Origin of the sequence: Mucilaginibacter lacusdianchii (assembly GCF_009770985.1) — a bacterium.
In the GTDB taxonomy this organism is placed as follows: Bacteria; Bacteroidota; Bacteroidia; order Sphingobacteriales; family Sphingobacteriaceae; genus Mucilaginibacter; species Mucilaginibacter lacusdianchii.
Map to the genome: position 1 here is coordinate 1378589 of NZ_WSRW01000001.1, position 26545 is coordinate 1405133.

The following is a 26545-nucleotide window of genomic DNA, read 5'->3' on the forward strand; positions in this document are numbered from 1 at the left end:
CAGGCTTGTTTTGTATAAGTGGGTAAGTTAGCTACATCCAATTAAATTGAAATAGGCGCTCGTTAAATGAGCGCCTATTTCAAAATTCATAGCATTTTCGCAACATCGGTTTTGGAAAATCTACGTCGGTCTCCTGATCCTGCGGCGCTAAAAGACTTATATTATTTAACTTTTTTGAGGTCTTTTTCTACTCGTTTCTCTGCATTTTTAGCTTTCTTTTCCTGCGCTTTCTTTTCTTCACGCTGCTCGTGATCTGATTTTTTTGCAGCACGCTTTTCTGTCCGGATCACTTTATTCGATTTTCTGTTGTACAAAGCATTAATAATGCCCTGCCCTTTTCTGGTAAAAAACTTAATTTTAGGATTCTCACTCGTTCCGGTTACGGCAACCGGAACACTAATCCAGCCCGCAGGCGGCAACCCTACTTTTACCAGGATATCCAACAGTCCGTTAAAACTTGCCGTTCCGCTAATGGCAGGTCGTAGAACGGATACTTTGAATTTAAATTCATTGATGTGAATCAGGTTATCTTTGATATGCGTTTCTATATTTACGCCCTTCATATCAGGGTTATTAAAGGCATCGGCCCCCACATTGTCACCAATTACCGAAAGCATTTTTATGTTTTTTACGGCTACATCCCGAAGGTTTACCACGCCGCCACCTTCTAATGAAGGATAAATAGGATTCATGTTTGCATCAAAATCACCTTTCAACTTATAATTGAGCGATACAATACCACTCACATCTTTTGCAGATGTAGCCATTTTGCGTACCATGTCAATTTCCTTATAAGCCCTTTGCACATTAAAATCTAGCACCTTAAAGGCAACATCAAAATTGGCAGTTAACGGAGATTCATTCTGATAACGGGCATCGATATTCATCCGGCTGCCTATCATGTCAAAGGATGTGTTTTTTAAATAAACTTGCCCGGCTTTTACAGCAGCAGTTCCTTTAAGCTGATTAAGGTTCATGCCGTTAAATCTTACTTTTTTGGCGTTAGCGGCTAAAGACACATCTAAGTTTCTAGGAACAATTACAACGCCGCTGCTTTTTGGATGTTCGGCTTTTGCATCTTCAACTTCTACTGATTTATCGCCATTGTCGCCGCTTTGTAGCGCCATAAACTCATCAACCAAAATATAATTGGAATTCAAAGCGAAATTGCCATGAAGTGTTCCTCTGCGTTCAATAAAATAATTGATGGTATTCAGCAGATAGCCATTCAACGAAAAATCAGATTTTCCGTAAGTGGCATAAAACTTTCTGAACCACATTTTTTCATTCTCAAACTGGAAGTTGCCCTCTTTTATATAAAATGACCTAGGCAGGTATTCGGTACTGGCTTTTATATTTTTCAGGATTAAAGTTCCCTTGTTATCTAACTTGCTGTACTGGCCCGTGGTAGCATAACTTTGCCTGCCGTTCAAGGATAAATCTGCCGTTATCAATCCACTAACGTCTACCCCTTTTGTTGCAAAAACTTTATAGATCCTACCAACATTTAAAACCCCTTTTGCACGTACTTTATATAACAGATCTTCAAAGTTTTGCAGATCAGCGTTAACAAATACAGGATTTCCTTCAAAATCAAACTTAAAAGGATCAAGTTTTACTTCAAGACTACTAAAGGTACCATCGGTGTTTTTAATATTAGCTGTTAAATTGATGTTGGTGATAGGATTTGGGTAAGAGGTCGTTTTTAGCCAGCCGTCTTTCAAATCAAGGTATCCGTCGGTTTTCGGAAATAGCTTTTTGTCCATGTTAAAGATACCGTTTGCCTTTACGTCGGCATTCATCATACCCCTGATATCAAAGTCTTTTAAACCTAAGGCCGCGTCTAGCGTTTGTAAATTGACCGCACCTTTTATATTGGCATTTACGTTCATATTGCTTAGCCCCTTAGTTTTAACCACCGCCCTGAAGTTGTTTTTCTGACCAAGATCAAAGCTTAGTTTTTTCAGATCCAATCCTAACTGCTCCACGTCTAAAGAGGGCAAATCAATATTCAAGTCAACATTAAGATTGTTCATCGGCACAGGCGCCTTTGCATTGGAAATAACACCATCATTAACCAGCAAACGTGCTGTAAAATGTGGCTTCAAGTTCTTGGGTTCGCTAAACCTGCCTTTCAGGCCAAAAAACAAATTGCTTTTACCTTCTATTTTGGTGTCTTTTGCCCAATCCAGGTATTGTGGCGGCAGCACAGAAATCATATCACGAATGGTAGTTTTTTCTGAGGCAGCTTTGATATCCAAATCATATCCATCCTTGAGGATGGCTACAAAACCGGTAAATTTTAAAGGGAGATCATTGATCTTCAATTCGTTTTTTCTGAGTACAAAAGTTAATGCATTGGTATTAATTCTCGTAATCAGGTCGGCATGCAGGGCCTTTTGCTTGGCATAGTATATTCTGTTCAGGCTAAAATCTAACTGATTTATTTTAAGATCAGTTTTCAAATCAAAGATATCTTTACTCAATCCACCTTGCCCTGTATAATTCAGTCCTTTTGCATCCACTAATACTTGAGCCGTACGATCGGTATATTTAATATGCCAGTTTTTAAATTTGATGAGATCGAGTTTTATGGATGTACCTTTTCCGGTGGTATCCTGTGGCGTTTTAGACGGCTCAGATACATACACGTTATAGTTGGCCTGCCCTTTACTATTCACATAAACATTGGCATAAGCATCGTTGACATAAATTTCATCGATCTTAACCTCGCCGTCAAAAATCAAATTTTTAAGGTTGATACCCGCCGCCACTTCTTTCGCGGCCAGTAACGTATCCTGCTGAAAAGGCTTAGACCCTTTAAGCAACAAATCATCTACAGAAACGGTAAGCGAAGGAAAGTGCCGGAAAAAGGTAAGGTGCACTTTTTTATAATCCAGTTTTCCGGCCAGGCGCTTATTTGCAAATATTTTAACCTGCTCAGATATAGTTCCAGGAAATAAGATTGGAATAATAAACATCAGGAACAGAATTGATGCTACGAAAATTCCCAGCCATTTCAAGGTCTTCAAAATTGGTTTTTTAAGCTTCTCCATAAATCGATATCTTACATTTAATCTTAACAGTAGGCGTCACCTATAAGTTATGGATAGACTTTAGCTATCTAAAACCAAGCCATTTATGATAATGAAGGGAAAACTTCTTTTGCCAAGCACCAAGAGATTAGATATGTAACTTATGAACGAATGAGCTTTTAGTTTCTAATTACTCAAAATATTTTTTTTATAAATACCGATAAAGGCATTTGTTTTTTAATCGATAGAATATTGTATTAGTGCTATATTATTTTATAATTCCTTATGTAACGATAAATATGATTGGTTTTATATATTTGCAAAAAATTAAAAAGCCAACCTTATTACGATAATGCTTACCTCTCGCAGAGCCCCTTTGTGTTCGGCTCACAATATTAAACGTCATGTTATTTTCTTTTTAATGGTTTCCGCGTTGGTTTCCTTAACAGACGTTTCAATAGCACAAAAGAAAAGCACAAAAATAAATAAACCCGCTACCGCATCTAATTTGTCAGATAACAAGTTTGAACTGGGAGTAGCCGGAGGTTTAAATTTGAATCGATTTACCAAAGGTCAGCCGCATACAGGCTACAATACCGGGTTTAATGGCGGCATATTAGCAAACTACTATGTTTACAAAAACTTTGCCTTACAATTAGAGGTAAATTATATGCAGCAAGGCGGCCAAATGATTACTTTTAAAGATGATACCAGACTTGGTTTACCTGAAAGTTTTACCACAAAGAATGTTAAAAATAGCTCTTATCAGTTAAATAGTATTGAAGTACCGCTTTTACTTAATTACAGAATAAAGTTAAAGCAAGGCTGGCAACCTTCTATTTACGCAGGCGGTAGTTATGCTTATACTCTAAATGTAACGGAGCATTACCAAAAGACTGGCAATTTGCTTCCGGAAGAAGATATTATTGCTACAGTTACTGGTAACCAAGGTGCTACCAGTCTTTTTACAAGCAACAGATTTAACCTTATAGCAGGTGCAAATGTAAAGCTGCCACTATCTTCAAAATTAAAACTGCTAATAGACTTCAGGTATTTAAATGGCCTGAGCCCTGTTAGAGAAAACTACTCTTACATGGAAAAAACAGGATTTGGCAACAATATCAGAACTAACTCTTTTATTTCAAGAGTTGGTGTTGTTATGTCTATTAAATAAGCATATATACCCTCTGTTATACCTTAAAACCCACAAACAAAAAACTTATTATGAAACTTAAGTTTACCTTTATCGGTATGGCGCTTGCCATGCTTCTTGCAGGATGTTCTAAAGATGAATTTAATGAACGTGATGCAATAGAGGCACAAAAAGAATTACTTAATATGCAGTATCAGCACGAGCTTGATCTGGAAGCACTTAAGCAAAAAGGCACTACTGCACTACAAGAATTAATTAACACAGCTACACTTAACCAGCTTAAATTGACAGACAGTTTACAAAGGCGAAACGCTATTTTGGCCAATCAAAAAGATTATAGTGTAACTGTTGTTGATGCTTATACAAACGCGCCGGTAGCTGATGCTGACGTTACTGTATCTTCATTAGGCAAAATAGTTTCTGCTAAAACAAATGCTCAGGGAGTAGCAAGCTTTTCTGCCTTAAACTTATATCCTACATCAGCTTTTATGGTTTCAAAAACAGGCTATGCGGCAACTCAAATACTACAGCAAAACATTACTGCCGGAACTGCCAAACTTTGGAATACATCTGACCTGTCAAATGAAATTACCGGCACTTTATACATTGAGACAGATTTAACCAATGCTACTCCTGAAAAAGTAGGAGAAAACGTTTTAGTTACAGCCTCTGCTAGTGTTTCTAACAGCTCTTCGGGAAGTTATAACGTTTATTATCCGGCTTACACTAAGGCAGATGGTACTTACTCGATAAAAATTCCGGCTGCTATTAATGGGTACACGTTGTCTTTTCAACAAGTAACATCTGATCAAAAGCTTTTCGTAAATGCAACTGCCGACGATCAATCAACAGCATTTCCTAATAGCTTACCACGAATAGCTACTGTAAAAACATACTTTAATGTAAACAGCTTTAATGCTGGATATCCAAATGTAACAAACAATTACTACTTTAAAGTATCAGCAGATAAAACAGGAAAAGTGTTGTATATTCCAGGTTATTATTACAATTACAACAATTACAATCAAGTAATGCTGTCTAATATTAATGGAAAATATCAGATAGAAAAACTATACACTTATAACTACAGCTATTACAATAACTTATATGTCGATATCAACTCATTTACATATGACCCGCAAGCCCAAGTTGATGTACAAATGGTAGATGTAGCCGGAAACCTTATTGAATCTGCTCCAAAATTAGTTGCAACAGCTGGTTCAAACGGAAAATTAACATCTTACTATTCACCAGAAGGTGGAAGTGGATACATCCACTTAAAAAGAGATGCTTCTGGTAACTTAGTAGCTGGTGCAAAAGGAGTAATATTAAAAGCTACTCCTTATGATTCTTATTCAAATTTGTATTATATGAATTTTACAAATAATTTGAATACAGCGGTTAACAACACGGTTAACAACACCTATTTGAGTAACAATAAAGGCGACAAAAAAGTGGTTAACTTTTATTATGGCTCAGGAGATAGCAGAGAAAAACAAGTTTATTAATGCTAATTACCTCTTACAAAAGAGCCTCTTAAGGAAACTTAAGAGGCTCTTTTGTTTGTCTGTTTTTTTTGTTGCGCATACATATTCATAATTTATTTTGAACGTCCATGGCCCTTATCTAGCCCTAAGCTATGTAATCAAAGCTTATACACGTTTGTAAGGTGTTTAGCACGATGTTAATTGATTGGTAGTTAGGTAATTGTGATGTGTGAGATAAGGTGACTGCAGATGTGGAAAAGTATAAAAAACATAATTACCCAAGATTCAGAAAACTAGTAAAGGACGTTTTAATTTAGGGAAAACATTGTTCTGTGGCCAATAAAGGTTATGCTCGATTGAAAATAGGCTCCAGCAAAGGCGGCTTATTTTTATGTTTTGCACTGAATGGTAATAATGTGCATTGCACTGTCTTAACAGCCATGAAGCTTACAATTGTTTATCTAAAATTATTTATGGTGATATAGCTGCGACCAATATTTCTTACGGAAACAAGTTTGAAATTATTGTTTTAAATCCATCATTGGGGTGGTTGGTAGACGAGCTTAATAAGGAACGCACTGCTGCTGGTGGGCAAGATCAGCTTTTAGGGGTAAGTTTACTGTTTGAATACTCAGACTTGCAGGGACCGGGTTTTACATTAGTTTACGGACAAACCTTTATGCAATGGTATGGCGCAAAGCTCAATGCCATTGACTCAACGAAACCAATGCTACGGCACAGGGCTTATGAGTATGTAAATTAGGTAATAGAACACGCTGGGCTGGCTTCGCTGTTATCAACCATGCCCAATATGAACCTCGATCAGTTTTAGCATAGATGCCGGCTTTGCAAATTTCAGTAAAGGAAAATATGAAGTTTTGCCTATACCGCAACAGGATATTAATATAAATCCTAACTTAACACAAAATACAATTTACTAACCAACTGGCCGGATGAGTATTTAAACAAGGTTTATCCGGCTTTATTAAATGGACTTGCTTAAATAATGATGCTGTTTAAAAGGAAAAGATTTAATTTATTCTTTCTGCTAGCCGTATTAACTGCGCTATTACTTAGTACATCTTTTGCTCATGCGCAAAAGAAAAAAGTAAAAATCAAAACATTCACCAACCCCATTTTGCCGTCAGGGGCCGATCCGTGGATTATTTATAAAGATGGGTACTACTATTATACCAACACCTACGGTGATAGCTTGCTGCTATGGAAAACCAAAGACATTGCCGACTTGCGAAATGCGCCTAAAAAAACCATATGGATTCCGCCTATAGGTAAAAGTTACTCGAGCGAAATATGGGCACCCGAAATACATTTTCTGGAAGGTAAATGGTACATGTACTTTGCCGCAGATGACGGTAAAAATAAAAATCACCGTTTATATGTGCTTGAAAATGCATCGCCCGACCCTTTGCTTGGCGAATGGGTATTTAAGGGTATGCTGTCAGAAGCATCCAACAAATGGGCCATTGATGGATCGGTGTTTAGTCATAACGGCCAGCTCTATTTAATTTGGGCCGGATGGGATGGCGATGAAAATGGGCAGCAGGATATTTATATTGCCAAAATGAAAAATCCTTACACGGTTGACGGTAAGCGGGTCAAAATATCCAGCCCTGAATACGATTGGGAAAAGTATGGCGATTTGCATGATGAAAATAACCCGCCACATGTAAGTGTTAATGAGGGGCCAGAAGTATTAAGGCATGACAACAAGATATTTCTGATTTATTCGGCCAGCGGTTGCTGGACGGATTATTATGCCCTAGGGATGCTTAGCGCGTCAGCATCAAGTGATTTAATGGATCCAAAATCATGGAAAAAGTCGGAAAAGCCGGTTTTTGCCCAAAGCAAAGAAAACAGTGTTTATGCACCAGGCCATAATGCCTTTTTCAAATCGCCGGATGGTAAAGAAGATTGGATACTTTATCATGCCAACTCCAAGCCCGGTCAGGGTTGCGGTGGTAAGCGCTCGCCACGTATGCAAATGTTTACCTGGAATAAGGATGGCACACCAAATTTTGGTTTACCTGTTAAAGAGGGTGTGGCATTGCCTGTTCCGTCCGAAGCGGTATTGGTGAAGGCTAAGCCGCCTAAAGCACCGGGGGCGGCCGCCAAGAAAAAGCCAACAGCTAAAGGTATACACGATCAAACTATCATCATCAAAAACAAAAAGAATAAGTAATACTCCTAAAGCTATGAAAAGAACAAATCATCTGTTAGCGGGCCTGTTGCTGATGTTTACGGTACTGACAGCCTGTAAGCAAGAACCTAAGCCTGCAGTAGTTCCCCTTCAGGAAGGCAAAATCTGGTCGGTAGAAAAAGCCAATCAATGGTATAATCAGCACCAGTATATTGTAGGCGCCAACTTTATACCCAGTACAGCCATCAACCAACTGGAAATGTGGCAGGCGGATACCTTTGACCCTAAAACGATTGACCGCGAACTAGGCTACGCCGAAGGGATTGGTTTTAACACGATGCGTGTTTTTTTACATAGCGTAGCTTATGGAGCAGATCCGAAAGGATTTAAATCGCGTGTTGATCAGTATCTGACTATCGCCAATAAGCATCACATTCAAACCATGTTTGTGTTTTTTGATGATTGCTGGAACCCTAATCCAAAGGCCGGTAAGCAGCCGGAGCCTAAGCCCGGCATACACAACTCCGGTTGGGTACAGGATCCAGGCGTACGCGAAGTAAAAGATCCAAAACAATTTAATGTGCTTAAAAACTATTTTCAGGATGTAATGAAAACCTTTAAGCACGATAAACGCATTTTGCTTTGGGACTTGTATAATGAACCAGGCAACAGTACCAAGCACGATACCTCGCTGGCGCTGCTAACCAAGGTGTTTACCTGGGCACGTGATGTGAATCCGGATCAACCCATATCTGCCGGCTTATGGGCTTGGGACTTTGAAAAGCTGAATGCCTTTCAAGCACTTAACTCTGATATTATTACCTACCATGAGTATGAGCCGGATACCGCGCATACCCGCGTATTGCAACTATTAAAAACGCATGGCCGCCCCATGATTTGTACCGAATACATGGCACGTACCCGCAGAAGCACCTTCCAAAAGATTTTACCTATGTTGAAGAAAGCCAATGTTGGCGCTATAAACTGGGGACTGGTAGCTGGTAAAACCAATACTATTTATGCCTGGGACACACCTATGCCGCAAGGCGGAGAGCCTAAACTTTGGTTTCATGACATTTTTTATAAAGACGGCCGGCCTTACAAACCCGAAGAGGTTCAATTTATAAAAAGCGTATTGGCAAGGCCTAAGGTAGAGAGCATAAAATAACTGGTTAATTATAACTGAATTTAATTAGGCCAATGCTAACTGCCCCAAATAGGTTGTTAACATTGGCTTAACATTAACATGTTTTCTTTGTAGAACGGTAATCTGTTTATCGCAGCTTTTAAACCCAGTCTTTTGGCTGGGTAATTTTTTATATTATGCGTTCAGTCACTGCAAAGCAAATTAAGCATGTATTTTTATTATTATGGATTGGAATAAGTAGTACTGCTTTTGCACAATCCGATAGAACTATCCTGCAACAGGCACAAGCGCTTAGTCAGCTTCACCCCGATTCGGCTTTAAAGCTTTTAAAAGAATTACAGGCCCAAGCTGGTACCGAAAATAAACCTACCGCCGCGTCTATTTTGCAACTAATGGGGCAAATTTGTTTTAACCAAGGGCACTACGCACAAGCACTGGAGTTTTACCTGCATGCCGATAAACTGTTTACCCAAACCGGTAATAAAGATATGCAGGCAGGCAACTTGGGTAAAATGGGCGTTTTATATTACTATAATAAAGAAGTTAACAAAGCACAAAGTTTATTCAAGAAGTCACTTAGCCTATATCAGCAAACCCGGAATATAAAAGGACAGGCAGAAATATTAGGCGAAATTGGTCACCTGTTTGAAAAACGGCAGTTATATGACAGCGCATTCCATTATCAGCAACAGGCTTTAATCCATTACAATCAGATTCACGATCAGCAAGGCGTTGCCAAAATCTATGAAAACCTAGGCAGCATCTATGAAGATTTGGCCAAGTACGATTCGGCCTATACCTGCTTTAATCAGGCAAAAACGTTATATAATCAGGGCCATAATACTATAGCCAGTATTGAGGTAATTAACAATATTGGCGATGTGCTGCGCAAAACGGAGCATTATGCTGAAAGCGTACAGCAATCAAGGCAAGCCTATGCACTAGCCTCAAAAACACACAATCTTTATCAATTGGCGGCCGCTAGTCGGGATTTAGGTAAAAGTTATCAGTTACTTAAGCAAATGGACAGCGCTTATCATTATTTGGAACTAAGCCGCAAATACTCATTGGAAATCTATTCAAAAGAGGGGCTAAATCAAACCGCATTTTTGCAGGTACTGTATGATATCAACAAAAAGAGTGAAGAGATAATTCAGCTGAATGCCCATCGCCGTACCAATCGAATCATCACCGCATCGGCAATTACCATTGTGGTATTACTAGTTATTATTGCCATCATCATCTTTAGTCGGCAGCGGCTAAAAATCAAAGACCAGCGTATGCTGGCCGAACAAAACCAATCCATTTATCAGGCACAGCACGAACTGATGCAACTGGAACTGAAGAATAAGCAGTTGGAAGAAGAATCATTAAAACAGCAACTGGATTTAAAAAGCCGTGAGTTGTCTACCCATACGCTCAACTTAATCAAAAACAACCAGTTGCTGGAAGACATGCGGAATACGCTGCAAGAGATGGTAAAGGATGATAAACGCGACCAGAAAAAGCAGATGCAGCAGATTATTCACCAAATTAATCAGGGCTTTAATCACGAACAGCATTGGAAAGAATTTACTTCTGCATTTGAGCAGGTACACCAGCAGTTTTTTAAAAATTTAAAGCAGCACAGTACCGACCTAACTTCAACAGATATGCGCCTGATTGCCCTGCTCAAAGTAAACATGGATTCTAAAGATATAGCCGGTTTGCTCGGTATCTCGCTGGATAGTTTACGGGTAGCAAGGTACCGGTTACGCAAAAAATTAAACTTGGAGCAGGGTGATAACCTGTCTACATTCATCCAATCACTATAGTCTTATATTAGTTAAAAACCGTGTTAACATTATCTTAATGTAACGGTAACGGAATGATAATGGAGTCTATTGTAATATACATTTGCTTGTTTATCAATTAGTTGTGTAGTGGCGTTGCCTTTTGGTTTACGGTTTATGTAACGTTGTTTCCTTTTTGTAACAGCTAAAGTTTCGGCAGTTTAAAATGCATTTTCACATTTGCGGCATCAAAGCAAATGCATCAAACTCCCTAAAATGAATAAACTGTTACAAACCCTTTTACTTTTCCTGTTGGGTATTAGCGTGGCACAGGCCACTACCATAAAAGGCCATGTATACGATCAAAAAACCGGCGAGCCACTGGTAGGCGCAACCATAGTGCTAGACCGTGCCGGCAAATCAACCAGTACCGGCTTAGACGGTTCTTTCCAGATCAAAGAAGTAAAACCTGGCAATTATACCTTACGCATTAGTTACGTGATGTATAAAACCGCTATTCAGGAAATTGAAGCTACTAAAGAAGAGGATGGCTATCATCATCTCAAAATATATTTGGAACCAGCAGGTAAAAACCTAGCCGAAGTATCAGTAATCTCCAAAAAAGATGGCTCTGCCGAGCGTGAAGCCCGCCGTTTGGAACAACAATCTACCCCGGTAATGAATATTGTTTCAGGCCGTGCTATAGAGGTATCGCCAGATATTACGGTAGCCAATGTTATACAGCGTGTATCAGGCGTTTCAGTTGAGCGCAACAGTAATGGCGATGCGCAGTATGCCATTATACGCGGTATGGATAAACGCTATAATTATACCTTGGTAAACGGCGTAAAAATACCCAGCCCTGATAACCAGTACCGCTATGTGCCTTTGGATATTTTTCCGGCTGATTTGTTAGACCGCCTGGAGATTTCCAAAACCCTTACCCCGAATATGGAAGGCGATGCAGTTGGCGGCGTAACAAACATGGTAATGAAAGATGCGCCCGACAGATTGATGGTTACCGGTAATATTGCCGGTGGTTACAACCAGTTGTTTTTCGACCGCAATTTTACCAGCTACGATTATTCGCAGATTAACCATAAATCTCCTTACGAAATCAATGGCCGCTCTTACCAGGCTACGGCTAATGATTTTCCGAAAGGAACGTTTAACTATAGCAGTAAAGCCCCGGCACCAAACCTGGTAGGTAGTTTAACACTGGGTCAGCGTTTTTTTAACAGTAAGTTAGGTGTTATTTTATCTGGTAGTTACCAAAACACTTACCGGGGCAGTAATAGCACTTTGTACAACACATCTGTAAACAGTACTGATGCTTATGCTACAATTACTGCTAAAAACGAGCGCCAATACTCAGATCAGCAAAAGCGCTATGGTTTAAACAACAAAATAGATTATGCTATTAATAGCCATAACAAATTAACCTTATCTAACATATACGTAAAGCTGGATAATATTCAGGTACGTGATGAGGTGGAAACACCTTACAATGGTAACTACAATCCTGATAAAGGAAATGCCGAACTGGTTTACAGTACCCGTAGCCGCTTAACAAAGCAACAAATTTATAACAGCACCCTGCATGGCGATCACAGGCTGTTGAATAACCGGTTTAAAATCCAATGGTCGGCCGTGTATTCATCTGCTCAAAATGATGTGCCTGATAACACCACCATCAGTTTGAATGGTTTGCGCCAGAATGGGAACGAGTTTCGTACCGTGCTGGTAAATACCAACCCGGTAACGCACCGTTGGGAGCGCAATACCGACGAGGATAAAGCCGGTTACTTAGATTTAACTTACACCGTGCCTGTTGCCAAAGTAAATGTTGATTTCAGTGCAGGTGGTTTATACCGCGACAAACAACGCAGCAGCTTTTATAACAACTACAATTTATATCCTTTAAACTCTACCGCCGTTTATGGTACCGATTTTACCAACTATGCCGATATCGCCCTGGGTGTATCTAACGGTACCGGTGCAGTAAGTAATCCGTTAACTTACGATGCTTCTGAAAAAACAAGTGCTGGTTACGGTATGGTTAAATTCAACTTGCATGGCTTGCAGGTAGTGGGTGGTGTTCGGGTTGAGCATACCGATCAAGGTTATAACCTGTTATTCCCGGCCGGCGAGTTGCGTCCGACAGGTAGCCAGGTATATACCGACGTGTTGCCGAGTTTAACATTAAAATATAAGCTAGCAGAAAATCAGCAATTACATGGGGCCTATTTTAAATCATTAAACCGCCCCGGTTTTTATGAAATTGTACCTAGCAAAGTTGTAAACGAAGATTACCAGGAGCGTGGCAACCCCGATTTACAACGTGCTATTGCCCATAACTTCGACTTGCGTTATGAGTTATTTCCCAATGCGTCAGAACAGCTTTTGGCTGGTGTATTTTATAAAACTATCTTAAATCCAATCGAGTATACTTTCCAGGCTGATGCTACCCGTGGTCAGGATATTTATTACACGCCCGGAAACTTTGGTACGGCCCGCAACTATGGTGCTGAGGTAGATTATATCAAATATTTCAACAAACTGGGTATCAAAGCAAATTATACCTACACCCATTCCAGAATTACCACGCCAAAAACCACACGGCAGATAGACGCCGCTACCGGCGATTTGAAACCGGTTTTGGTAGATCAAACCCGTCCGCTGTTTGGCCAATCGGCACATGTGGCTAACGCATCCTTGCTGTACCGCGATACTAAAAAGGGATGGGATGCACAGCTGGCTGCTTCTTACATCGGCGAGCGTATCAATACTGTATCACAGTTTTTGAACAACGATTTATGGCAAAAAGGCTTTATCCAGATGGATGCCTCGGCCGAGAAACGGTTTAAAAATCACTTAACTGTTTTCATCAAAGCAGGTAACCTTTTGAATACCCCAACCAAGCTGTTTATCAAAGGCACCAACCCTATCAACGATAATTTGAAAGAAAACATCATATCTAACGGGCAAACGCTTATCCGCAACGATTACTACAAGCAAAGCTACCTGTTGGGCATACGTTACAAATTTTAAAAGCAATACAGATATTAAAAGTCAGTAAATCATGAAATTAAAACAGTTATTTAATGTGTTGGCACTATCGTGCATCCTGAGCATTCTGCTTGCCGGTTGCGAAAAAGCCAACAAAGATGTGGATACATCAGCCATTGATGGCTCTGCCATTGGTGAGGTATCGGGTGTGTGGACCAAAGGCAGCACACAAGTTATAAAAGGTGATATTGTGATCCCTGCAGGTAAATCTTTAACCATAGAAGAAGGTGTTACGGTACTGATGGATACCGTTGCCAAGCCGGAAATCATTGTAAAGGGGAATCTGTACTCATTGGGTACCGAGCAAAATCCGGTAAAATTCACGGTTAATGATTTTTATAAAACCGACGCCAAAAAGTTTGGCAAAATGTGGGGCGGTATATTGGCTGCTCCTTCCTGTGCCGAGCTGGTGCTTGATCATACCATATTAGAGTATGGTGGTAGTACCACATCAGATGCATCAACCTCGGTAAAACAGGGTTTGTATAAAGCTACCGCTGGCGAGAATTTACCGGTATTGTGGTTCTCGAACGTAAATGGTAAGCTTATCGTTACCAACAGTGTTTTCCGCAATTTTCAGGAAGACTGTACTTACATTGAAGGTGGTAAAATCATCTTTGCTAATAATGTATTTTATACTACCGGTGTAACCGGCGGCGAGGCCATGAACTTCAAGTCGGGCTGTTTGGCCGATGTGGCTTACAATCTGGTATACAGCACCAATACCAACGCCTTAAAACTATCTAACTCGGGCGACCGTACGCCCCAAGCCTATATCATTGCATACAACAATACGCTGGTAAACACAGGCTGGCGCAGGCCAACAGCTAAAGGCGGTTCGGTTTGGGTAGAAGCCACCGTACGCGCCGAGTTATACAACAACCTGTTTGCCAATACCCGTTTTGGTGTAAAACGTGATACTAAAAAGCCTGAAGATTCACGCTCGGTATTTAAAAACAACTGGTATTATGGTTATGATCAGGCCACGGTTAATCAGTTTCAACCTACTGCCGAAGTTGTAGCTGGTGTAAATGATGTTATCAGTACAAAGGCAGGTGATAATGATCCTAAGTTTGTAAATTATCCCCTAAATACATCTGTTAACAATGCGGTATTTAATACCAGCTGGGATTTTCATTTGCAAGCCGGTTCACCAGCTTTAACCAAAGGCATCACCACTTTTACCCGGCATTATGCAGCCGGTATTACAGCTAACGGTGTAACTTATACATCTCCTGCTCCAGCTAATTTTGTGGGTGCATTTGGAACTAGATAATACAGATATTTATATGATTTTACCGGTGATGCTTATCTGTATTACCGGATTTTTTAAGTGTTGAATGAATAAATTTAAACTGCTGTATACAGCACCTTTAATTTTAACTTTTTTTACTGCAGCTTGCCAGCCGTCGGCACCAAGCCAAAGTAATCCGTTGGTAGTTATATCAGCCGAAGTAAAACCTGTAGTGATTACTGAACCGGTGGAATATGATACCGATGATCCGGCTATTTGGGTAAATCCTAAAAATGCTGCCCAGAGCTTGGTTATAGGTACCGATAAAAATGCCGATGGCGGTTTGTATGTATTTGATTTGAACGGTAAAATAGACCATAGCAAAACAGTAAAAGGGTTAAAGCGCCCTAATAATGTTGATATTGCCTGCGGTTTGATGTTAAATGGCAAGCCTACCGACATTGCCATCACCACCGAACGCATGACACACAAGCTGCGCATATTTTCATTACCCGATATGCAACCTGTTGACAATGGCGGTATTGAAGCCTTTGCCAATGAAACCGGTAACGAGTACCGCGACCTGATGGGGATTGCTACGTACACGGCACCCGACGGAAAAATATACGCTATAACCGGCCGCAAAAATGGTCCGCTAACCGGCGGCTACCTGTGGCAATACTTATTGAGCGATGATGGTACCGGGCATGTTAAAGCTACGCTGGTACGTAAGTTTGGCGAATACAGCGGTAAAAAAGAAATAGAGTCTATTGCCGTAGATAATGAAATGGGTTACGTTTACTACTCCGACGAGCAAACGGGCGTGCGCCAGTACTATGCCGATCCGGCAAAGGGTAATCAGCAACTGGCCATTTTTGGTACATCTGGCTTTGCAGCCGATCATGAAGGAATTTCCATTTATAAACTAACAGCAGCCACAGGCTATATATTGGTTTCTGATCAGGGCGCTAACCGTTTCCAGGTTTTTAGCCGCGAGGGATCTGCGAAAAATCCTTATGAGCACAAATTGCTAAAAATTGTGCCGGTAGCTGCCCGCCAAAGCGATGGATCAGACGTGCTGGCACAACCGTTGAATAAACAGTTTAAGCATGGCCTGTTTGTAGCCATGAGCGATGACAAGACGTTTCATTATTACCGCTGGGAGGATATTGCGGGTAAAGAACTCAAAAACAAATAGTAGTTAGCAAACTGCTATTTGTTTTTTACAATAATGCTTTCAATAACGGCGGTAGCATCCTCGCACTTGTCGGTCGCTTTTTCTAATGCTGCCAATATTTCCGTGTATTTTATCAGTTCAATAGAGTTGGTTTCTTGAGCCACAATGGCCGAGAGGGCTTGGTTATAAACACGGTCGGCATAACGCTCCAGCTGCTTAATGCTGTTGCAGCATTGCGTCATGGAGTCTGTGTTTTTTAAGTCGTTCAGGGCTTGTACACAATTATTCAAAGCCATGCTGGCTTCAATTACAATACCGGCTATATCTTTGGCTGCAGGCGATACATATTCCAGTTTGTATAAATTGATGCGGCGGGCGGCAATGTGAATACTGTCACAAACGTCATTAATGGCTGAGGCCAAAGCATACATATCATTCCGCTCAAAAGGCGATATCAGCGCTTTTGATGAGACATGATAAACCTGATGTTTTAGCTCATTTCCCTTAAGCTTTAAGTGGTTAATCTGGTTGAAGTGTATGCTGCTCTTATGAGCAGATTCATCACTTACAGCTTTATACAGCAGTTCAGACATCTGCACATTGTTTACCGATGACTGGTTAAACAGGTTAAAGAATACATCGTTTTTAGGAAGCAAAAACTTAAAGAAAGCAGATGTCATGAATCAACTATTTACAGCGAAACTACCATGGTGGTGTTAACCGTATATCACCTTACTTTTAATTCTCTAGTTAGCCTTCAGGTAAAAACAAAAAGCCACTTTGTGTTAAAGTGGCTTAATTAAGTGTGATATAGAAACTGGTGCGGTAAAGGATAATTTCAAATTCATTTTTTAAATTATCCCTTACCCATTGTCAATAGCTATTTATTCCCAAAGCGATACTTGATCCATAATACGCCTTCGTCCAACTGCTGCACTTCGGTAAGTTGTAGTTGCGTAGCCGGCTTTTTTTGCAGGTAGCTGCTTACCTCAAAAGTAGTAGGCGAGCCGGGTGTGCCGTCGGCAATAGGAAGTAATAGCAAGCTCAATTCGTCAATTAACCCCTCATTAAGTACCGAACCGTTTACATGTCCACCGCCTTCCAGCATCAGCGTTTGTATGGGAAACAATTCTGCCAGCTGGTTCAAGGCCGAACTAAAATCTATTTCTTCTTTTCCTGCAAAAATATAGGATATGCCTTTTTGCTGTAAGTAGTATAAATAATCATCGCTTACCTGTTCGGTAAGCACTTCAACAACGTGGTCGCCACCGGTTTGATTGCTGTTCCAGCCCAGTTTGCCGTGCGCATCTATGGCAATGGCAAACGACGTAGCGTTTTTGTCGCCAATAAAGGGCTCACGTGCTATAGGGCTATCTGGTTTCTGCGGCTCGGGTTGTACGCCATCTGTAAAATCTCTTTCCATGGTTACCCGGCCGCACATCCAGGCCTGGCTTTCAAAAGTTTCGTGGTACTTTTCAAAAAAGCCCGCATAGGTTTTTGTCAATTGCTCATCTCCCCAGTTGCCGGATATGATACGACCGTCAACGGTGCTCATCATATGGCAAATCACATATGGTTTTTTCATGGTATGTAAATCGTTCAATAGTATCTCACTTAAACAGATCAAGCGCTTGTTTGATTTAAAATAGATAACCCTTGACCGTATCCTTCACTAACTAGTATTGCAATCAGCAGCAGGTTAAGTTAGTGTGGTGAAGCTCTTTTCTGTAAAAATCTTATAAAACATTCTTTACTGCGCCTGTCCTTACATCTAACATCTGCAATTAATTTTTATAATTGAGGAAGCGTTTATTGATGCTATCTTAACAGATCGTTTAAAGCGTATTGAAACTTCCGATATGAATAAAATTTTATTGACTGCTTTAGCCTCGGCAACTATCTGGACAACACAGGCGCAGCAGCGCATAGTAACGGCCAGCGATTACGAGCGTGCCGAAAAAATGCTGAACTATAATACCGGCCCATTGGTTGATCGTGCTGAAGTAAAGCCCAATTGGCTAACCGGCGATAAATTCTGGTATCGGGTACTTACTGCACAAGGCAGCGAATTTATACTGGTGAACCCGGCTACCGGTAGCCGCCAGCCGGCATTTGATCAGCAAAAACTGGCCGATGCGCTTTCGGCTTCTGGTAATAAAAAGTATACTGCAAATACGCTTCCTTTTCAAAGCATCAACTATACGCCCGATGGTAAAGCCATTATTTTTAGGGCCGATGGAAAGCAATGGAAATGCGATTTGCAAAGTTATCAGCTGACTGAGGATAACTCGGCTGTAAGCGGCGGTCAACGGATGAGACGCAGTGCAAACCAAGTACCTGAATCAGTATCGCCCGATGGAAAGAAAGCTGTGTTTATTAAAGATTATAACCTTTGGATGCGGGATATAGCTTCCGGCAAACTTACCCAGTTAACTACTGATGGCGTTAAGGATTTTGGTTATGCTACTGATAACGCCGGTTGGGCTAGTAGCAACGCCGCTATATTGTTATGGTCGCCCGATTCTAAAAAAATCGCCACTTATAAGCAAGATGAGCGTAATGTAGCCGAGATGTATTTGGTGACGACCGATGTTGGTCATCCTACGCTAAAAGCCTGGAAGTACCCATTACCCGGCGATAAAGAGATTGCTACCATTAAACGGGTAGTTATTAATGTAGACCAGCCCAAAGTAATTGAGCTGCAAATACCGGCCGACCCGCATCGGAGCACCTTGAGCGATAATATTGCCAGCAATGGCGTGCTTAACGATGTGAACTGGAATGCCGATGCTACGCAACTGGCCTTTGTATCTACCTCGCGCGATCATAAGCAGGAAAAGGTGCGGATTGCTGATGCCACTACCGGTGCCGTACGCGAAGTTTTTGAAGAAATGGTACCCACCCAGTTTGAATCTGGGCAGGGTACAGTAAACTGGCGTTATCTGCCCAAAACCAATGAAATCATCTGGTATTCGGAGCGTGATAATTGGGGGCATTTGTACTTATACGATGCCAAAACCGGTAAGCTTAAAAATCAGATGACCAAAGGTGACTGGACCATTACTAAACTCCTGAAAGTGGATGAGCAGAAGCGCGAAGTTTACTTTTTGGCTGATGGCCGCGAGGCAAATAATCCTTATTTTACCCAATTATGCAAAGCAGGGTTTGATGGCAAGCACTTTACCGTGCTTACACCCGAAGAAGGCAATCATCAGGTAACGCTGTCGCCAACAGGAAATTACTTTGTAGATACTTATTCTAAACCTGATGTGCCACAAATCACCGTATTGCGTAACGCAAACGGCAAGTTGGTGGCTACACTGGAAAAAGCCGACATCAGTCGCCTGAAAGCCTCCGGTTGGAAAGCCTGTATGCCGTTCACCGCCAAAGCACACGATGGCAAAACTGATGTTTATGGCGTCATGTTTACGCCAACCAATCTCGACCCTAACAAAAAGTACCCGGTGATTGATTACATCTACCCTGGTCCGCAGGGTGGTAGCGTGGGTAACTGGTCTTTCGCAGCTTCGCGTGGCGATAATCAGGCACTGGCCGAGCTAGGCTTTGTGGTAGTAGTGCTGGAAGGTACCAGCAATCCGCTGCGTTCAAAAAGCTTTCATGACATGAGCTATGGCGATATGTCTGAGAACACTATCCCCGATCAAATTACAGCTATTGAGCAACTGGCCAAGCGGTATCCGTACATGGATGTAAGCCAGGTGGGTATATGGGGCCATTCGGGCGGAGGCTTTGCTACGGCAACCGCCATGCTGCGTTATCCCGACTTTTTTAAAGTAGGCATTGCTGAATCGGGCAACCACGATAACCGTAATTATGAAGATGATTGGGGCGAACGCTACAATGGCCTGCTGGTAAATAATGCCAACGGTATTTCTAATTACGAGGCGCAAGCCAATCAAAATTATGCTAAAAATTTAAAAGGTAAACTCATGCTAGTACACGGCTTAATGGACAACAATGTGCCTCCACAAAACACCTTGCTGGTTGCCGAAGCATTGGAAAAGGCCAATAAAAGTTTTGACTTAGTAATATTCCCCAACAGTGCGCATGGCTACGGCCCTTATGGCCCATACATGATGCGCCGTCGCTGGGATTACTTTGTGCAGAACCTGCTGGGTGCACAACCGCCGCAAGATTACTTGATGAAACCCAAAGCCGACCCTCGTAACAGCGAGGAGCGCGGCAGATAATAAAGAAAAGCGGATGGACATTAACCATCCGCTTTTTTATTTTCATGTTAGGTTATTCAGATGTGTTGTTTGAATTTGACAATCATTGGTTTGAAACCTACAAGAACATATAAAGGTTGCTGACAGACATTTGTATCATCAAAACATTCAAAACATGGATAAGAAAGTATGGTATATTACCGGTGCTTCCAAAGGACTAGGGTTGGCATTGGTTAAAAAGTTATTACAAGCAGGATATAGGGTTGCGGCCACCTCGCGTTCGGTTGAAACGTTGCAGGATGCGGTTGGCACAGGTAAAGAAGATTCATTCCTTCCGCTCGAAGTTGATTTGGCTGACAGTGCCTCCATAACAGCCTCCGTTCAACAAGCCGTGCAGCACTTTGGCCGCATTGATGTAGTAGTGAACAATGCCGGATTTGGCATAGGTGGCAGTGTAGAAGAGCTTTCGGAAAAAGAGGTTGCCGATAGTTTTGGTGTTAACGTGTTTGCTACCATCAATGTTATTAAAAGCGCGTTGCCTTACATGCGTAAGCAACAATCCGGGCACATTATCAATATCTCATCCATCGCAGGCTTTGCGGCAGCTACAGGTTGGGCTATGTATGCGGCTACCAAGTTTGCAGTGATTGGTTTGAGTGAGGTATTAGCCGATGACGTACGCGAATTGGGTATTAACGTTACCGTTGTTGCGCCAGGCGCATTCCGTACAGAGTTTTTAAGCGAGCAATCATTAGTATTGTCTGAAAACAAAATCGACGATTATCAGGCGATCAGAGATTCGCATTCCCGCTACCTGAACATGAACGGCAAGCAGGCTGGTGACCCTCAAAAGGCAGCAGACGTGTTTATTCAACTGGCCGAAATGCCCGAGCCACCCGTGCGCTTTTTTATGGGAACCGATGCTTACAACCGGGCGGTACAAAAAATTGATTTACTGACCAGCGAGCTGGAAAAATGGAAAGAGTTGTCGTTTGTTACCGATTTTAAAGAGTAGCACATTGTTTTAATTTTGTAAGATGGCCGCTACCGAAACGCTCGAAGAATTTTACCAGTACAAGTTTAACTGGATGCCTAGTGACCTGAAAAAGGACATTGGGCATTTCAATGTGTTTAACCTGGATGAAACTTACCGGCATGGCCGCAGTACGGTTAAATATAGTCGATGGGATTTTTACAAGATAATGCTCATTCGCGGACGGCATGTGTTTCATTATGCCGATAAAAGCTTGGAAGTGAACGGATCAAACCTGATATTTTTCAATCCGCTGGTGCCTTACAAATTTGAACGGATTACAGCTGATCCGTCAGGCTATTTCTGCATTTTCAAAGAAGCCTTTTTTGCTGGTCAAACCCGCAACAGTGTGAAGGATTTGCCCATGTTTGTGCCCGGAGCCAAAGCTGTATTTGCTTTAGATCCTATGCAGGATGAACACCTTACCAGCATCTTCTATAAAATGCAAAGTGAACTACAAACAGATTACTTGTACAAGTATGACCTAATACGTGGTTATATGATGGAGATAGTGCATCAGGCGTTAAAAATGCAGCCTACCGAAACCCTTCACCAGCATGCTGATGCCAATACCCGCTTAACCGCCGTATTTACCGATTTACTGGAGCGCCAGTTTCCAATCGAATCCGTATCTCAGCAGTTCAAAATGCGGTCGGCCAGTGCTTTTGCCGAACAGATGAATGTGCATGTGAACCACTTGAACCGCGCCATTCGCCTCACTACCGGCAAAACCACCACCGAACTAATTTTTGAACGCATGGTTGCCGAGGCCAAAGCCTTGCTTGAGCATACCAGCTGGAACATTGCCGAAATAAGCTATTGCCTGGGTTTTGAAGAGCCATCGCACTTTAACCATTTTTTCAAAAAGCTGACCCATACCACGCCAACGGCTTTCCGTTGAGCAGTGTTTTAACTAACGTATCTATCTCACCTTTTAAATAGGCTTTTATTTGCAGTGGTAATTTGGGATAAAGCATCACGTTATAGGAGCAGAATAGATATTATCGATTGATCGGAAGTTTCGCATAGAGAACGCCCAGCTTTGGTTTATCGTTCGCATGTAACACAAAAGCCTTTCAATTTTTTGAAAGGCTTTTGGTTATAATAGCAGTTAACGAAGATCAAAGATTATGCTGACCTCATTTGTCGGTACGGAAAGGCGATGCAGGCAGACCCTCTTTGTTATACAAATTTGCTCCTTCAGGGTTATCCGCCCAGGCATAACGCACATACATAGGTGAGCTTATCTCCGGACTTGTTACAATCACTTTGTCCCCCTCTATTTGGGCATTAGCCCATATAAAATGCTTGTCGGCACCTGCAATGGCAAACTGGGTTAACTCTCCGCCACCTTTTGCTATTAAGCCACTGCCAACACTGGTAAAACTAAGGATGATTTTATTGCCCTCTATTTTAGCTGATTGATATATCGGACCGGAGCCTACCACTTTAGTATCGCCATAAGCCAAACGTTCGGCCGCCAGTGCCAAACGTTCACCAACGGGCTTTTTACCTACCGGGTGAATATCGTTCCACTCGCCGCAATCAATAGTTACCGCCATAGCCGTGCGGGGTATCGACAGAGTTTTCAACTGCGCCTCGCGCACTTCGGCCCATTGGCTTTCTGATGGGCTGTACTGCACTTCCATAAAATTGGGCAGCTGCACGTACAAAAACGGTAAATTGTTATCATGCCACTTATTGCGCCAATCGGCAATTAGAGTGGTAAGCAGTTGATTATATTCCTGCGGCTTACCGGTGTTGCTTTCGCCCTGGTACCAAACAAAACCTTTAACAGCGTAAGGTATAGCCGGTGCTACCATGGTATTGTATAAACCGGTAGGTTCATTTTGGGCCGAAAAGGCAAAGCCACTTTCCACATCACCTACCCTTTGGCGAAGCGGCGTAAACACTTGCCCCACCTTGTATTGCCAATCGCCACGAATATCAATGCTGGTAGTACCATCGGTTAACTCATAGCGTTTATCGGGTACAAAGCCACCTTTGCCAAAGGTATTAGTGATGCGTACGACAATCAGGTTTTTGCCAGCTTTAAGCAAGCCAGCAGGCACATCATAGCGTCGCGGAGGGTATTGATAGGTGATGTTGCCCACTTTAACACCATTTACATAAGTTTCGTCGGCATCTATAATACGGCCTACAAACAGTTTGGCGGGTTTGCCAGCCATAGATGCTGGTACCTCAATTTCACGGCGGAACCATACAATACCATTCAGGTTTTTAACGCCCTGATCGGCCCAGTAGCCGGGCATCCAGAATTGGTGCCAGCCTTCGGGCACATAACCGGTTTCATACCATTTAACCGGCCCGGCCATGCCTTGGTCAACAGGCGTTACCTTAGGTGCAATTGCCTTGGTGCGCGGTGTGGCAGGGCGCATTATTTTATTTAAATAAGCGGTGTCCTTAAACTGCTCTACCCGGCTGGCATATTGTGGTACAGTCTTGATGCCTTCGGCACTAATCCATGCCTGTATAGGGGTACCACCTACACTAGAGTTGATAATTCCGATAGGTACATGATATTTGAGATAAAGCTGCTTGGCCATAAAGTAAGACACCGCGCCAAATTGCAAAACGTTTTGTGGCGTAGCTTGCTCCCATTTGCCAGGCGGCAAATCAGTATGAACTTTACTGACATCTGATACGGTGGGAATGAAAAAGTTCCGTATCTGCGGATAATTTGCACCGGCAATTTCATCCGGATATTTTTCTTTCACCCGTTCCATAGGCGTAACCATGTTTGATTGTCCGGAGCAAAACCAAACATCGCCCACTAAAATATTTTGAATAATAATGCGATTACTGGCACTCAAATTCATGCTATAAGGGCCGCCGGCTTTCATAGCAGGTAGAATAATTTTCCACTGACCGTCTGTGCCGGTAGTAGCGTTAAAGGTTTTACCCTTAAATTGTACGTTTATTTTTTCATGAGGTGCAGCCCAGCCCCAAATGTTTATTTTTTGGTTGCGCTGCAATACCATATTATTGCTTACCAGTTGCGGTAATCGGATTTGGCTGTCAGCCGTTATACCCCAACATAAAAAGCAGCAGAGGACCCAGGTTCGAATGAAATTCATAGATGAGTGTTCAATAATTGGTGTTGATTTATCAAAGCTATCCTTCCTGATTTAAAAAAGCAATCGATTGCATGAATTATTTTGTTAATTGTTTATTAGGTGGGTAATGAATGAAATTATTTGTTGAATTGGTACAACATAAGGATTAAGAATAAAATATTCATCCTATATTAGTTATTAGCATTGTATATAACTTACTTTCCATCCTAAATCATAAAACACATTTTATATGAAAAAAGTAACAGGCATTGGCGGCATATTCTTTAAATCTGATAATCCAAAAACGATGAACGAATGGTACGCCAAAAACCTCGGATTAGCCACCAGCGAATACGGAACAACATTTGAGTGGCGGCAGGCCGATAATCCGTCAAAAACAGGATCTACATCATGGTGCGCGTTTCCGCAGGATACCAAATATTTTAACCCCTCAACCAAGCCTTTTATGATCAATTACCGGGTAGAAAATATTGCTGCGCTGGTAGAAGAGCTGAAAAAAGAAAAAGTAACCATAGTTGATGAAATTGCCGAATATAATTATGGAAAGTTTGTCCATATCCTCGATCCGGAAGGCAATATCATCGAGCTTTGGGAACCAAAAGATAAGTCCGATCAGGGTAATGTAGTTAAGTAAACGTTGGTTTATTCAGCGGGGGAAATATTTCAGAACATGAAAAACTTTATCATGCTTACTATTGCTTTGGCGCTTTCTCAGGCAACCTCGGCTCAAAAACAATTTGCTAACATTTATACTACTGATATTGATAACTTCTGGCAAGCATATGACCGAATAGCTACTACAAAAGATAGTGCACAGCAATATCAGTACTTACATCAGTTTTTTCTCGATAAAGGTACTCCCGGCTTAAAAGCCATGATGAAGGTTCGCGATTACACAGCTAAGGAGTATGTAGATGCGATTAATCGTTATCCACGGTTCTGGCAGTCAATACGGCCAAACATGCTTAAGGCAAAGCAGTTTAGTGCCGATATTGCAGCCAACGTGCAAAAACTTAAAGTGCTTTATCCGGCATTGAAGCCAGCACCGGTTTACTTTACGGTTGGCGTTTTTCGTTCAGGCGGTACTACTTTAGATGGTATGGTGTTAATAGGCAGCGAATCAACCCTTACAGATGAGCACACTATAATGGATGAGTTTCCGGCCAACTTTAACACCGTACAGTTTGCCAAAACCAACCCCATCAATAATGTGGTTTTTACCAATGTGCACGAGTATGTACATACGCAGCAAAAAACCACCACAGCCGATAACCTGCTGGGGCAGTGTGTACTGGAAGGCGTTGCAGAATTTTTAGCGGAAAAGGCTACCGGAAAGATATCCCAGTTACCAGCCATAAGTTATGGTAAAACTCATGCCGAGCGTATTCGGCAGGTATTTGCCGGTCAGCTGTTCAATGCAACCGAAGGCTTTTGGCTATACAGCAATATGTCTAACCAGTTTAATATGCGCGATCTGGGTTATTATGTAGGCCATGCCATCTGTGAAAAATATTATAACCGAGCATCTGATAAAAAGCAGGCTATCAAAGAAATGATAGAACTGGATTGTAACGATCAGGCAGCTTTAAGTCGCTTTGTTGATCAGTCGCACTATTTTACCCGGCCTGTTGAGGAGTTAAAAGACGCTTACGAAAAGTTGCGGCCAACTGTGGTTTCTATGGCGCCTTTTAATAACCATGCCACGCAGGTAAGCCCGGCTATCACACAACTTACTCTTATCTTTTCAAGGCCAATGAATAAACGCGGCCGGGGTTTTGAACTTGGGTCTTTGGGTATGAACAGCTTGTTAAAGATTAAGCGCTTTGTCAGCTTTTCAGAAGATGGCCGTTCGGCTACGTTCGAGGTAGAATTAAAGCCTAATCAACACTACCAAGTAACAGCCAGCGAACGGTTTAGAGATATCAATGATGTAAGCATGCAGCCTTATTTAATTGATTTTACCACAGCAGCTCAATAAACGAATAACAAGAT

18 protein-coding genes are annotated in these 26545 nt (G+C 41.7%); 14 read left to right on the forward strand and 4 right to left on the reverse strand.

From position 1 onward, the window contains the following. Nucleotides 1–161: 161 nt before the first annotated feature. A complete protein-coding gene (locus GPM24_RS06230) occupies nucleotides 162–3056 on the reverse strand; it encodes an AsmA family protein (RefSeq protein WP_158825852.1) in 2895 nt (964 codons plus the stop codon). A 400-nt stretch (nucleotides 3057–3456) separates the two neighbouring features. On the opposite strand from GPM24_RS06230, the gene GPM24_RS06235 reads away from it, so the two are divergent. From GPM24_RS06235 to GPM24_RS06275, 9 genes are all read left to right on the forward strand, one after another. Continuing rightward, nucleotides 3457–4209 carry a porin family protein gene (locus GPM24_RS06235; protein WP_233268755.1) on the forward strand — a complete coding sequence of 251 codons (753 nt, stop codon included), beginning with the start codon at nucleotides 3457–3459 and terminating at the stop codon, nucleotides 4207–4209. Between the two features lie 50 nt (nucleotides 4210–4259). After that, nucleotides 4260–5696: a carboxypeptidase-like regulatory domain-containing protein gene (locus GPM24_RS06240; protein WP_158825854.1), complete on the forward strand. Its 1437-nt coding sequence runs from the start codon at nucleotides 4260–4262 to the stop codon at nucleotides 5694–5696. A 400-nt stretch (nucleotides 5697–6096) separates the two neighbouring features. Further along, nucleotides 6097–6438 (forward strand): hypothetical protein, encoded by a 342-nt coding sequence (locus GPM24_RS06245; protein ID WP_158825855.1) that lies wholly within the window; start codon nucleotides 6097–6099, stop codon nucleotides 6436–6438. A gap of 243 nt (nucleotides 6439–6681) precedes the next feature. Next, nucleotides 6682–7875 carry a glycoside hydrolase family 43 protein gene (locus GPM24_RS06250; RefSeq protein WP_233268745.1) on the forward strand — a complete coding sequence of 398 codons (1194 nt, stop codon included), beginning with the start codon at nucleotides 6682–6684 and terminating at the stop codon, nucleotides 7873–7875. 13 nt (nucleotides 7876–7888) lie between these two features. Continuing rightward, nucleotides 7889–9001 carry a glycoside hydrolase 5 family protein gene (locus GPM24_RS06255; protein WP_158825856.1) on the forward strand — a complete coding sequence of 371 codons (1113 nt, stop codon included), beginning with the start codon at nucleotides 7889–7891 and terminating at the stop codon, nucleotides 8999–9001. Between the two features lie 155 nt (nucleotides 9002–9156). Continuing rightward, nucleotides 9157–10794 carry a tetratricopeptide repeat protein gene (locus tag GPM24_RS06260; RefSeq protein WP_158825857.1) on the forward strand — a complete coding sequence of 546 codons (1638 nt, stop codon included), beginning with the start codon at nucleotides 9157–9159 and terminating at the stop codon, nucleotides 10792–10794. Between the two features lie 234 nt (nucleotides 10795–11028). Further along, the gene (locus tag GPM24_RS06265; RefSeq protein ID WP_158825858.1) at nucleotides 11029–13803 is read left to right on the forward strand and encodes a TonB-dependent receptor; all 2775 of its coding nucleotides are present in this window, start codon (nucleotides 11029–11031) and stop codon (nucleotides 13801–13803) included. A 31-nt stretch (nucleotides 13804–13834) separates the two neighbouring features. Continuing rightward, nucleotides 13835–15097 (forward strand): right-handed parallel beta-helix repeat-containing protein, encoded by a 1263-nt coding sequence (locus GPM24_RS06270; RefSeq protein WP_158825859.1) that lies wholly within the window; start codon nucleotides 13835–13837, stop codon nucleotides 15095–15097. A gap of 64 nt (nucleotides 15098–15161) precedes the next feature. Beyond that, nucleotides 15162–16253: a phytase gene (locus tag GPM24_RS06275; protein ID WP_158825860.1), complete on the forward strand. Its 1092-nt coding sequence runs from the start codon at nucleotides 15162–15164 to the stop codon at nucleotides 16251–16253. 14 nt (nucleotides 16254–16267) lie between these two features. Here GPM24_RS06275 and GPM24_RS06280 read toward each other — a convergent pair whose 3' ends face one another. Continuing rightward, entirely contained in the window at nucleotides 16268–16912 is a 645-nt protein-coding gene (locus GPM24_RS06280) for a DUF47 domain-containing protein (protein WP_158825861.1), read from the reverse strand. Nucleotides 16913–17112: 200 nt separating this feature from the next. After that, the gene (locus tag GPM24_RS06285; protein ID WP_158825862.1) at nucleotides 17113–17817 is read right to left on the reverse strand and encodes a dihydrofolate reductase family protein; all 705 of its coding nucleotides are present in this window, start codon (nucleotides 17815–17817) and stop codon (nucleotides 17113–17115) included. A 274-nt stretch (nucleotides 17818–18091) separates the two neighbouring features. On the opposite strand from GPM24_RS06285, the gene GPM24_RS06290 reads away from it, so the two are divergent. The 3 genes from GPM24_RS06290 to GPM24_RS06300 all read left to right on the forward strand — a co-directional run bounded on the left by GPM24_RS06290 (nucleotide 18092) and on the right by GPM24_RS06300 (nucleotide 22356). Continuing rightward, nucleotides 18092–20443 carry a S9 family peptidase gene (locus tag GPM24_RS06290; protein ID WP_158825863.1) on the forward strand — a complete coding sequence of 784 codons (2352 nt, stop codon included), beginning with the start codon at nucleotides 18092–18094 and terminating at the stop codon, nucleotides 20441–20443. A 154-nt stretch (nucleotides 20444–20597) separates the two neighbouring features. Then, entirely contained in the window at nucleotides 20598–21437 is an 840-nt protein-coding gene (locus GPM24_RS06295; RefSeq protein ID WP_158825864.1) for an oxidoreductase, read from the forward strand. 22 nt (nucleotides 21438–21459) lie between these two features. After that, entirely contained in the window at nucleotides 21460–22356 is an 897-nt protein-coding gene (locus GPM24_RS06300) for a helix-turn-helix domain-containing protein (RefSeq protein ID WP_158825865.1), read from the forward strand. Nucleotides 22357–22594: 238 nt separating this feature from the next. Here GPM24_RS06300 and GPM24_RS06305 read toward each other — a convergent pair whose 3' ends face one another. Continuing rightward, entirely contained in the window at nucleotides 22595–24553 is a 1959-nt protein-coding gene (locus tag GPM24_RS06305) for a sialate O-acetylesterase (RefSeq protein ID WP_158825866.1), read from the reverse strand. Nucleotides 24554–24782: 229 nt separating this feature from the next. On the opposite strand from GPM24_RS06305, the gene GPM24_RS06310 reads away from it, so the two are divergent. Together GPM24_RS06310 and GPM24_RS06315 are read left to right on the forward strand one after the other, a co-directional pair. After that, nucleotides 24783–25187, forward strand: coding sequence for a VOC family protein (locus GPM24_RS06310; protein WP_158825867.1), 405 nt, complete (start codon nucleotides 24783–24785; stop codon nucleotides 25185–25187). A gap of 36 nt (nucleotides 25188–25223) precedes the next feature. Next, nucleotides 25224–26531 (forward strand): Ig-like domain-containing domain, encoded by a 1308-nt coding sequence (locus tag GPM24_RS06315; protein ID WP_158825868.1) that lies wholly within the window; start codon nucleotides 25224–25226, stop codon nucleotides 26529–26531. Nucleotides 26532–26545 lie beyond the last annotated feature (14 nt).